The following is an 11,217-nucleotide window of genomic DNA, read 5'->3' as shown; positions in this document are numbered from 1 at the left end:
AACGAATCAATATCTTTCAAAAGAACGATATTTTCACCAAGGGGGACGTCTACCCTTTTTTAGCCAGAAAATAAGAGCAATTTTTTTCATTTAACTATTGACATTTATTAGCTGGACTTCATTCATTGTCAATTACTAATAATATTTTAATGGTTTCTTCTCGTTAAAAAAATAATTTTTATATTTATTTTTACTCCATATTATATTATAATAAATTTACATTTTGGAATGTAAATTTAAAGTATTAATAGCCAAATTATTTTAATAGCCCCATTTTGGATCAAAGAAAAAACCAGCCAACCCGAAACAAAACTTTCAGGCCAGCTGGTTTTTTCTCATTTCTATATCAAATTCAACACCTTCATTGCATTACTCTCCGTCACAGCCACAACCTCCTCGCAGCTGATACCCTTAATCTCTGCAATCGTCTTCACAACCTCCGGCAGATACAGCGAACTGTTACGTTTCCCACGGTTTGGCACAGGTGCCATATACGGACAGTCGGTTTCCAGAAGAATCTGGTTTAAGGGTGCGTATTCCACTACTTCTTTCAGCTTCCTGGAATTCTTAAATGTAACCACACCACCGATTCCCAGGCAAAGCCCCATATTCAGATACTCCCTTGCAATCTCCTTACTATAGGAAAAGCAATGGATAACTCCGCCATACATTCCATCCTTCATATACTCTCTCACAATATTCAGCGTATCCTCCGCTGCATCCCGACTATGGATCATAAATGGGAGCTTCTTTTCACGGGCGATGTCCATCTGCTGGCGGAATACTTTCTGCTGAAGAAGGTGCTCTTCCCTCTCCTTATGCCAGTAATAATCCAGGCCGATCTCGCCTACGGCTACTGTCTTTTCCATGTCGCAATATTTTCGGATCTCATCCAGAACAGCTGCATCTACCTTATCCGCATCATCCGGATGAACCCCCACTGCACCATAAACAAACGGATACTTTTCCACCAAATCATAAACCCGGTCAAAATGTCCCACGGAAGCACACACATCCACAATATGCCCGATCCCGTTCTCCTGCATACTCTCAAGCATCTCAAACCGATCCTCGTCAAAAGCCTCATCATCATAATGGGCATGGGTATCAAAAATCATAGCTTTATCCACAGTCATCTCGTCACCGACAGAAACTTTTCCACCTTTCAGCACTCTTGTAAACACACCTTCCCGTGGCATGATGCACTCACCCATCTTCTGGAAAATGGCACAGCCATTGTGGCACTCCTTCCCAATCTGAGTCAGCTCCAGCACAACCTCGCCACAGCGAAATCTGGTACCAACCGGAAGTTTCGCAAAATCAATCCCCTCCACAACCAGATTCTCACCAAAAGCACCATCCTCAACCTCTGCGCCCTTTGCACGGAACGCATCGATCTTTTCACTGGAAAGAAGACTCACCTGCCGGTGCCACTTCCCAGCATGAGCATCCCCCTCAAGCCCCCAGTCCTCCACAAAAACCGCAGACCCCACATTCCTCTTCTGAGTCCCCTTCATCTCACTGATACAAACCGCAAGTACTTTTCCCATAACAAACTCCTATTAATTACACATCGTTACCAAATTTGTTCCTATATATCACACCAGTAATATTAATTTCCACCAATCAGCACATCCGGCAAAACCTACAACACATGCGACAAACCGTACCACATTCAACAACCAGCCCAACGGAGGCAGGGCCAGTACGGTGACGTTAGCGGAGCGGCCGTCGAGAGGCGAGTATAGCTGCTGCCACCGAGCGCCTGTTTGAATACAAGCAGCATAAGCTGCTTGTATTCATGAGGAAGTAGCAAAGCGGATTCCGAATGTCCTCTGTCTCCAGCGAGTTGGCGCGAATGGCAGCAAACCAGCGACGCAGCCGAACAGGCCGCACAGCGTGTCACCGTACTGGCCCTGCCTCCGTTGGGCGTCCGTTCATTAAACTAACAATATATCCAATAAAGCGTACCACTCTCAACCACCAGGCCCACGAAGTCATGGCCGTTCCGCTGACGTTAGCGGAGTGCCCGTCGAGAGGCGAGTATAGCTGCTGCCACGTGCGCTCTGTCTGAGCCGCAGGCGAGTTTGCGCTCGTGGTAGCAAACCAGCGACGCAGCCGAACAGGGCACGCAGCGTGTCAGTGGAACGGCCATGACTTCGTGGGCCGTCCGCTTGTTAACACCTTATCGACACTACCGTCCACACTCACCAGCCTCACCGGTCAAAATCTCAATCCCATGCCCCAACGTCTCAATAATAACCTCAAGACACTCCTTAACAGCCTTAGGACTCCCCGGCAAATTAACGATCAACGTCCCCTTCCGAATCCCAGCCGTCCCCCGACTCAACATCGCCCTCTTAGTAATCGTCAAACTAAACGCCCGCATCGCCTCCGGAATCCCCGGCACACGCCGCTCGATCACGTCCTCCGTAGCCTCCGGCGTCACATCCCTTTTGGAAAACCCGGTACCACCCGTAGTCAAAATCAGCTCCGCCAGACCCTGATCCGCAATCTCAGCCATCCGGGCACCAAGCATCCCACGGTCATCTGGCAAAACATCCATAGAAACAACCACGTACCCGGCTGCCTCCACAATCTCCTTCACAGCCGGCCCACTAAGATCTTCACGCTCCCCTTTATAACCCTTATCACTAGAAGTAATCACCGCAACTCTCTTCATCACTTACCCTCCGATCTGAGCCATACAAAGCTTCTCCGTCTTATCATCCTTCTGTTTCTCCAGGCCTCCGCCAAAAGCATGCCCGTCCGGTTTCTCCGCCAGAGCCTCCAGGATCACAGCCTTCAGCTCCTCATCCGAGCCACCACCACGGATCACAGCCCGAAGATCCCGCCCCGCCGCATACTGCAGACACGTCTTCAAAAACCCCTGGGAAGTCAGCCGGATACGGTTACACTCCCCGCAGAACTTATGGCTCACCGCACTGATAAACCCGATCTTCCCGGAAAAACCATCCACATCATAATAATGGCACGGGCCATTTCCAAGGGGCTCCCCCACATACGGCGAAAACCGCGGAAGTTTTTCCCCGAGGATCCCAAGCAGTTCCTCCTCCGACACCCCATGAAATTCTTTTCCCATTCCAATAGGCATCATCTCAATAAACCGCACATGCACCTTATGGTCCCTGGCCAGAAACGCCACCTTACAAAGATCCTGATCCGGAATCCCAAGAGGCACACAGTTAATCTTCAGTGAAATCTCCGGATACTTCAGCGCTTCTGAAATCCCCTCAAGGGTCCGTCCCAGTTCATCCCGCCTGGTGATCTGCCTGCTGCAGGCCTCATCCAGCGTATCCAGACTGATATTCAATCCATTCAGCCCTGCCCGGGCAAAATCTTTCATCTGATCTTTCAGAAGCACACCATTTGTAGTCAGAGTCACCTTCTCGATCCCCGGCATACTTTTCAGTTTTTCCACAAGCTTGGGCATCCGCGGCCTCACCAGCGGTTCCCCGCCAGTCAGCTTGATCTTTCGGATCCCCAACTCTGCCATCACCCGGCAGATCCTCAAAATTTCCTCTTCCTGCAAAACGAGGGAGCGCTCCACATGCTGCACTCCCTCCTCCGGCATACAATAAATACACCGCAAATTACATCTGTCAGTTACGGAAATCCTGAGATAATCAATATTTCTTCCGCACCTGTCTATCATTTTTCCTCAAAACGGAAATCTCCGCTTTTTCCTCCTGTTTTCTCTTCCAGATGGATATCAGACATGACCATGCGTTTGTCGATTGCCTTACACATATCATAAATGGTCAAAAGCGCCACCTGAACACCTGTCAGCGCCTCCATCTCCACGCCTGTTTTCCCCTCTGTTTTTACCGTACAGAACACACGGATCACTCCCGCATCCTCGTCCGTCTCAAAATCCACAGAACACTTCTGGATGGGAAGTGGATGGCACATGGGGATCAGGTCAGAAGTACGCTTCACACCCATGATACCCGCCACACGAGCCACACCAAGCACATCGCCCTTTTTCACATTTCCGCTTTTTACCGCAGCCATGATCTCCGGGCTTACCTGAATGGAACCGGTAGCTGTCGCTGTACGGTGAGTGTCCGGTTTATTGGACACATCCACCATAACAGCATTGCCATTTTCATCAAAATGATTCAGTTTCATATTTAGCAGATCTCAGCGCCTGCCGGCATCTCTTTCTCCGGTACCATCAGGGAAAGATTTCCATCTGCATCCTCTGCACAAAGGATCATACCTTCGCTGAGGATTCCTGCAAGTTTGGCAGGTTTCAGGTTTGTAACGACCATAACTTTTTTGCCAACCATTTCCTCTGCGGAATAGTGAGCCTTGATTCCGGATACGATCTGGCGAACCTGACTTCCGATCTTAACCTGGGAGCAGAGAAGTTTTCTGGATTTCTTAACTTCCTCGCAGGCAATGATCTCACCAACCTGGAACTGAAGTTTCTCAAAATCATCAAAAGTGATCTCCGGTTTTGCCTCGATGTCGATCACATCTTTAGTTTCCTCTTTCTCTTCTTTTACCTCTTCCTTCGGCTCTTCTTTCTTCGGATGAAGCTTCTCAACTTTTTCAAGAACCTCTTTCAGGTCAAGTCTTGCAAAAAGGATCTCCGGTTTGTCAGTTACACGGTTTCCTGACGGATAAAGGCCAAACTGCTCCATATCCTCAAGAGTTCTCTCGTTTGCGTTGAGCTGTACAAGAATACGCTCTGTTGTACGCGGCATAAAAGATTTCAGAAGAGATGCGCCGATGCAGATTCCCTCAACCAGGTTGTAGAGAACTGTTGCAAGACGATCCTGTTTTGTCTCATCCTTTGCAAGTGCCCATGGCATTGTCTCATCGATATATTTGTTGCAGCGTTTGAACAGGGAGAATACCTCTGTGATAGCATCTGCAACACGAAGTTTGTCCATTTTTGCGGAAACGTTCTTCGGAACCTGAAGGATAAAGTTCTTAAGATCCTCATCAACCGGCTCAGTAACATTCTTGTTCTCAACGATTCCGTTGAAATATTTATTGGACATGGAGATCGTACGGTTTACAAGATTTCCAAGTGTGTTTGCAAGGTCGGAATTCAGTCTCTCAACCATCAGCTCCCATGTGATGACACCGTCATTCTCAAACGGCATCTCGTGAAGTACGAAATAACGGACAGCATCTACACCAAAGAACTCAACAAGTTCATCTGCGTAAATTACATTTCCTTTGGATTTACTCATTTTTCCATCGCCCTGAAGAAGCCACGGATGTCCGAATACCTGTTTCGGAAGCGGAAGATCCAGAGACATCAGGAAGATCGGCCAGTAAATGGTATGGAAACGGATGATATCTTTTCCGATAAGGTGAAGGTCTGCCGGCCAGTATTTGTTGAATTTATCGCTGCTGTTTCCGTCGCAGTCATAGCCGATACCTGTGATATAGTTTGTCAGGGCATCCAGCCATACATATACAACATGCTTCGGATCAAAATCTACCGGGATTCCCCATTTAAAGGATGTTCTGGATACACAGAGATCCTGAAGACCCGGAAGAAGGAAGTTGTTCATCATCTCGTTTTTACGGGACTCCGGCTGAATGAAATCCGGATGTGTGTTAATGTAGTCGATCAGTTTGTCTGCATACTTGCTCATTTTGAAGAAATATGCCTCTTCTTTAGCCGGTACACATGGACGTCCGCAGTCCGGACATTTGCCATCTACAAGCTGGGACTCTGTGAAGAAAGACTCACATGGTGTACAGTACATTCCTTCGTAATGACCCTTGTAGATATCTCCCTTTGCATACATTTTTTTGAAGATTTTTTTGACCTGCTCTTCATGGTCTTTATCTGTTGTACGGATAAATTTGTCATAGGATGTGTTCATCAGATCCCAGATACGTTTGATCTCACCGGAAACGTTATCTACGAATTCCTTCGGTGTAACACCAGCTTCCTCGGCCTTCAGCTCGATCTTCTGGCCATGCTCATCCGTACCTGTCTGGAAATATACGTCATAACCCTGCTGTCTCTTAAAACGTGCGATGGCATCTGCAAGAACAACCTCATAAGTATTTCCGATATGCGGTTTACCGGATGTGTACGCAATGGCAGTGCTGATATAATATCTCTGCTTTTCCATTTTTCTTTCCTCCATAATATAAAAAATAATTGCATGCTTACTCATAACTGACCGGAAACATATCCAGTCAAATAAAAAACGTCTTCTCATACCATAACGATATGAGAAGACGAGTTATTACCCGTGTTACCACTTCTGTTCGCTCCTGCCTCGCGGCAAAAACCTCATCAGGTACAGCAAGATCTATACCCTTCCGCTATAACAGGCGGTCCTGTCACTGCCTGCCGGTGTCCATTAAACGGGACATTCGCATTTCGTCTATCACGTTCAAACCGGGTCAGCAATGCCTCTCCGAAGCCATCTTCCATCTGCGCCTGCACATCCCTCTCAGTCTCGGAACTCCTTCTGCCAAAAAGTCCTCCGGGGATTTCCCTGTAGTGTGGTGTACACATGTACTCTCTTCTTCCACGAGTTTTCTATATGGGAAAATCGTAACACATTTCCGGTGGTTTGTAAACGGGGAATTTATTTCTTATAAGGTACTGCTCCCTCATACTGATTGGACTGCCAGATGATGTCTACCGTTCTGCTGATGCAGGCTTTCAGGTCATCCAGGGAAAGTGTTCCCTCGTCCAGTTCTTTTTTGATATTTTCACGGTCACTTGCTGCTCCCGGCATTACCAGGTCATTTCCAGCGCGCATACATCCGGATGCAGTACAGTCCGAGCCATGCTCTGTTGTTGTCCAGTCTGTCATAATCATGCCCTTAAATCCCCACTCACAACGTGCAGCCTTTGTGCAGGTGTCATTGCAGTTTGCGGCATGAACTCCATTGATCAGGTTATAGCTGGTCATAATGAACATTGGCTGAGATTCTTTAATCGCAATTTCAAACCCTTTCAGGTAAATCTCACGAAGAGTACGCTCACTTAAAATACTGTTGGAGCCCATACGGTTATCTTCCTGGTTATTGCATGCATAATGTTTGATGGTTGTTCCACATCCAGGCACTTTCTGTACACCTTTTGTCATAGCCGCAGCCATTTTTCCGGAAAGAAACGGATCCTTAGAATAATACTCAAAATTACGTCCACAAAGAGGATTTCTGTGAATGTTCATACCAGGCGCCAGCCATAAGGTTACATGAAATTCTTCCATCTCTCCGCCGATCATCTCGCCCAGCTCCTCAATAAGCTTTTCATTCCAGCTCTGTGCAAGAAGAGTTCCTACCGGGATTGCAGTACAGTACTGATTGTAAACATCTCCCGGCTTTTTCGGAGCATTTTCGCAGAAGAAGCCACCCTCTACACTGTTTTTGAAATCTGTAGGAAGGATTTTTCCATCCTGTACAATGTAATGTTTCAGCAGTCGGAGTCCTGCAGGGCCATCTGCCAGAACAATGCCTGGAAGATTTTTTTCTTCTGCATCTGCATAGAGCTTTTTATATTTCTCCTGCATTTTTTCCGGAACCTGTTTCAGCTCATCCAGGTCCTCTTTCAGCGGGCAGATGTTGTCGGTTTTTGTAAGAATAACCTCTTCATCCAGCTTCAGGACTCCACATGGGACGCTATCTGCCAGGCTGTTTCCTGCCCAGAATACATAATCTCCTGCTTCCAGCACCCAGCCGGCTTTTTCTTCACTGTAGGAAGTCAGTCTGTCCAGAGCGATCTCAAATTTCTGAGATTCTTTTTCTCCCGGAGCCAAGATTTCAGTCTTTCCAAACGCAACAAGACGACGGTATTCTTTTTCCAGTTTTCCTGCCGGGCAGGTCACATAGATCTGAATAACTTCTTTTCCACTGTATGTATTTCCCACATTGGCTGTTTCTGTCTCGATCACAACCTTTTCGTCTGCACAGGAAACACCAGTTACTTTTGTCTCAAAATCCGTATAGGAAAGTCCATATCCGAATCCGTAACGTACCGGAACATCAAAACTGTCAAAATAACGGTAACCTACATAAAGACCTTCTTTATAATATTCCGTATCCACATTTCCATTATTATGGAAAAAACTTTCACTGTTTGGATAATCCTCATATTTATAAGCCCAGGAATCAGTCAGTTTACCGGAAGGTGTTGCTGCACCACTTACGATATCCGCAAAAGCATTTCCGCTTTCCATTCCAGGCTGCACGATCTGAAGAAGGGCCTCAATGTTGGAAAATTCATCCATAAAGGAAAGATCCGCTAAACCACCTGTATTCACTGCAACTACTACATGCTTATATAAAGAACAGATATCACTGAGCTGTTTTTTCTCAGTCTCCGTAAGATAATAATCTCCCTCTTTATCGTAACGGTCAGCGCCTTCTCCTGCCACACGGCTCAGAATATAAAATGCCACATCTGCATCCGTTTTCTCAATAGGGCCACCTGCCGGCATTACAAAAGGAGTGGTGGAATAATATTCAAAGAATCCGAGAAATGCATCTTCATTCCCTGGAAAATGCTTACCTTATCACGCTCATTTACATCTCCAGAACCCGTACCGCCTTTTATAGTTTTGGAAGCGCCGATTCCGTAAAGAGCAGCCTTGCTGCCCTTCTCCAGTGGAAGCAGGTTTCATTCATTTTTCAGAAGTACCATTCCCTCAACTGCTGCTTTTCTTGACAGCTGACGGTTGGTGATTTCTCTTTCCTGTCAGTTATATAAAGAAGATATATTATTATTTTACAGTCACTTTGCACTTCACCATTTTCTTCCCGGGATTCCGGAAATTTTTGTTGTTTTTACCGTTGTCGGCCGAACCGTAACTTTTACTGTTTTCTTATAACCACTCTTTAATGTTATGATAATCGTTGCATTTCCTTTTCATGTACCGGCTGTTACTATGCTGGTGCCATTCTTTTTTCCAGATACTGTGACAAACCTTACGGAATAATTTTCTGTGACAAAAAAAAGCATACAGCAATCTTCATTTCTGCCGTATGCTCTCTTATAAACCAACCAGCAAAGCGAACATTCACATCCGCCTCTGTCTGTACATCCACCGCCACGCCATTCGAAAAGCAATGGTCGTCAACGTCATTCCCGCAGCCATGCTCGCTGCAAAAAGAATCGTATAAATTCCATCCTTCTGAAAATTCGCCCAGTCCCTCATCATCATCCAGTTCATGGTACGATACAATGCCGCTCCCGGAATCAGTGGAATCGTAGCAGAAACCAGAAAAACCGTAACCGGCGTCTTGTGAACCCTCGCCATACACTCCGCATACAAAGTAATTGCCACTGTTGACCAGAACCCACAGATATAAGGACTCGGCGTCACAAACTCCACCGCCAGATAAACCGCCCAGGACAAACAACCACCCAGAGCCGCGAACCAGAGTTTTTTTCCATGTATATTAAATAAAGCTGCAAAACCGAGGGATCCTGTAAAGGATACAATCAGCTGTATGATCTCTCTCATATTTTTTCCTCCATATTCATGGACACACCGTTGTCTCTGTTACAGTACTGCGCCTGAATCCCATCAGAACAACAGATTCGCCGCTGTAAAACCAAGGCCCACAACCAACGCCAGCAAAATCGACTCCATACACCGGATCAACCCCGTAATCGTATCCCCGGAAAACATATCTCGCAGCGAATTGGTAAACGCAATACCCGGAATCAGCAGCATAATATTACCAATACTGATCAGATCCGCATGATGCCCCAGTCCCATCAGAACCGTAAGATTGGAAAGAACACCACCCGCTCCACAACACAAAAGCACCGTAAGCAGCGAATTCAGCGCCCCCCGCTTCACAAAAGCCTCAAACAACTTCAACGCAATACCAATCAGCGCCGAAGCAATCATATCATTAAGATCCCCGCCAAAAAACACAGAAAACGAACCGGAAATCACCGCATAGATCAAAATCTGCGTCCTGAAAGAATACCCCTGCTTATTCCGTATCACATCCAAACGCCTCTGAATCTCCTCCGGCTTCGGTCGAAATTCACAGATAAATCTGGAAAGCTGATTCAGATCATCCAACCGTCCCAGATCATTCGCCATCCCCGGCACACGCCGCGTCTGCGTACAAATCCCGAAATCTTCACCATAAATCGTCGTCACAATACTCGACGTAATCGAAAAAACATCCGCCCGGGAAGCACCATAAGCCAGACAAATACGACGGATCGTATCCTCAACACGCCCAACCTCTGCACCACAGCAAAGAAGCTGCTCCCCAATTGTCATCGCATAATACAAATACTGCTCCGCCTCATCCCTCGTCATCCGGCACACCTCCCTGTACAACTATTTTATCCCCATCTATTTTAGGACAGCTAAATATCAAAAGCAACCAAGTTCCCCACGTTTAAATATTCATTTCTTCTATATTTCCTCAAAACAACACCCACACAGCAAAACTCCCCATCCTGAATCGCTCTATCCCTACCGCCCTGAAAAGCCAGCCCGTGAGGCGTGTGCTGCCTGTCGCCGGACTCTGCAGGAGGGGTGCTGATTCTTGGTTGGCGGAAATCTGCGTTGTTTTTCAAAAGTTCGCTGTTTGAGCGAAGCGAGTTCGGACTTTTGGAAAACGCTTTTAGCAGATTCCCGGCTGCCTAGAAGCCAGCCCCCGACGAAGCCCCGGCGACAGGCAGCACACGCCTCACGGGCGTCCCTCATACAAAAAAGCCGCCCAGACAAACAATCCAGGCGACTCCCAAAATCCAATGCTCAACTCTGTATTTAACTAATTATATCAGGAATCCAACATCCTTACGCCAGCTTACCACCAAGCTCACGGCAAGCAGCCAGTCCCTCATCATCAGGAGTATTATTGCAGATAAGTCCCTCATCATCAACAAGCTCAGCACCAGCATCCTTAGCTCTGCCGCACCAGGTTCTCATCCACTCTCCGTCGCCCCAGTCATAGGAACCGAAAAGTGCAACTTTTTTACCAGACAGTTTCCCTTCAAGATCAGAGAAAAACGGCTCAAACTCACCATCCTCAAGCTCCTCATCACCCATAGCCGGACAACCAAGAGCCAGAACATCAAAAGAAAGCGCTTTATCCACATCCGCATCAGCCACTTCCATAATCTCAACATCTGCACCAGCAGCCTTAACACCTTCCTCAACAGCCTGCGCCATAGCCTCTGTGTTACCTGTAGAAGACCAGTAAATAATTCCTACCTTGCTCATCTCAAAA

Annotated in this window: 9 protein-coding genes and 1 pseudogene; all 10 read right to left on the bottom strand. The window is 46.8% G+C overall.

The annotated features are described in order from the left end of the window. Nucleotides 1-341 precede the first annotated feature (341 nt). The 10 genes and pseudogenes from KQI39_RS17950 to KQI39_RS14510 all read right to left on the bottom strand — a co-directional run bounded on the left by KQI39_RS17950 (nucleotide 342) and on the right by KQI39_RS14510 (nucleotide 11,210). Entirely contained in the window at nucleotides 342-1,118 is a 777-nt protein-coding gene (locus KQI39_RS17950) for a TatD family hydrolase (RefSeq protein ID WP_253293205.1), read from the bottom strand. 24 nt (nucleotides 1,119-1,142) lie between these two features. Further along, nucleotides 1,143-1,517 (bottom strand): annotated as a pseudogene (locus KQI39_RS17945) (MOSC domain-containing protein); the annotation flags it as partial. 677 nt (nucleotides 1,518-2,194) lie between these two features. Further along, on the bottom strand, nucleotides 2,195-2,683 hold the full coding sequence (locus KQI39_RS14545) for a MogA/MoaB family molybdenum cofactor biosynthesis protein (protein WP_216419196.1): 489 nt from the start codon (nucleotides 2,681-2,683) through the stop codon (nucleotides 2,195-2,197). A gap of 3 nt (nucleotides 2,684-2,686) precedes the next feature. Beyond that, complete coding sequence (gene moaA / locus KQI39_RS14540; RefSeq protein WP_216419194.1) at nucleotides 2,687-3,676, bottom strand: GTP 3',8-cyclase MoaA; 990 nt, start codon at nucleotides 3,674-3,676, stop codon at nucleotides 2,687-2,689. Then, nucleotides 3,673-4,152 carry a cyclic pyranopterin monophosphate synthase MoaC gene (gene moaC, locus KQI39_RS14535; protein WP_148445513.1) on the bottom strand — a complete coding sequence of 160 codons (480 nt, stop codon included), beginning with the start codon at nucleotides 4,150-4,152 and terminating at the stop codon, nucleotides 3,673-3,675. The genes moaA and moaC overlap by 4 nt, the downstream gene beginning before the upstream one ends. Before the next feature lie 2 nt (nucleotides 4,153-4,154). Further along, complete coding sequence (gene metG, locus KQI39_RS14530; protein ID WP_216419205.1) at nucleotides 4,155-6,143, bottom strand: methionine--tRNA ligase; 1,989 nt, start codon at nucleotides 6,141-6,143, stop codon at nucleotides 4,155-4,157. 450 nt (nucleotides 6,144-6,593) lie between these two features. Next, nucleotides 6,594-8,414 carry a glycoside hydrolase family 3 N-terminal domain-containing protein gene (locus KQI39_RS14525; RefSeq protein ID WP_330654075.1) on the bottom strand — a complete coding sequence of 607 codons (1,821 nt, stop codon included), beginning with the start codon at nucleotides 8,412-8,414 and terminating at the stop codon, nucleotides 6,594-6,596. Between the two features lie 618 nt (nucleotides 8,415-9,032). Further along, the gene (locus tag KQI39_RS14520; protein ID WP_216419193.1) at nucleotides 9,033-9,479 is read right to left on the bottom strand and encodes a threonine/serine exporter family protein; all 447 of its coding nucleotides are present in this window, start codon (nucleotides 9,477-9,479) and stop codon (nucleotides 9,033-9,035) included. Between the two features lie 63 nt (nucleotides 9,480-9,542). Continuing rightward, complete coding sequence (locus tag KQI39_RS14515; RefSeq protein ID WP_216419190.1) at nucleotides 9,543-10,298, bottom strand: threonine/serine exporter family protein; 756 nt, start codon at nucleotides 10,296-10,298, stop codon at nucleotides 9,543-9,545. Between the two features lie 486 nt (nucleotides 10,299-10,784). Next, nucleotides 10,785-11,210, bottom strand: coding sequence for a flavodoxin (locus KQI39_RS14510; protein ID WP_216419188.1), 426 nt, complete (start codon nucleotides 11,208-11,210; stop codon nucleotides 10,785-10,787). Nucleotides 11,211-11,217: the final 7 nt, after the last annotated feature.

The sequence above is a fragment of the Blautia sp. MSJ-36 genome (assembly GCF_018917985.1).
Classification (GTDB): Bacteria; Bacillota; Clostridia; order Lachnospirales; family Lachnospiraceae; genus Blautia_A.
This window is presented reverse-complemented; position numbering and strand designations above follow the sequence as displayed.

Coding starts and splice junctions, on each gene's coding strand:
- metG (WP_216419205.1), bottom strand. CDS start 6,143: ATGGAGGAAAGAAAAATGGAAAAGCAGAGATATTATATCAGCACTGCC.
- KQI39_RS17950 (WP_253293205.1), bottom strand. CDS start 1,118: ATGATTTTTGATACCCATGCCCATTATGATGATGAGGCTTTTGACGAG.
- KQI39_RS14520 (WP_216419193.1), bottom strand. CDS start 9,479: ATGAGAGAGATCATACAGCTGATTGTATCCTTTACAGGATCCCTCGGT.
- moaC (WP_148445513.1), bottom strand. CDS start 4,152: ATGAAACTGAATCATTTTGATGAAAATGGCAATGCTGTTATGGTGGAT.
- KQI39_RS14515 (WP_216419190.1), bottom strand. CDS start 10,298: ATGACGAGGGATGAGGCGGAGCAGTATTTGTATTATGCGATGACAATT.
- moaA (WP_216419194.1), bottom strand. CDS start 3,676: ATGATAGACAGGTGCGGAAGAAATATTGATTATCTCAGGATTTCCGTA.
- KQI39_RS14545 (WP_216419196.1), bottom strand. CDS start 2,683: ATGAAGAGAGTTGCGGTGATTACTTCTAGTGATAAGGGTTATAAAGGG.
- KQI39_RS14510 (WP_216419188.1), bottom strand. CDS start 11,210: ATGAGCAAGGTAGGAATTATTTACTGGTCTTCTACAGGTAACACAGAG.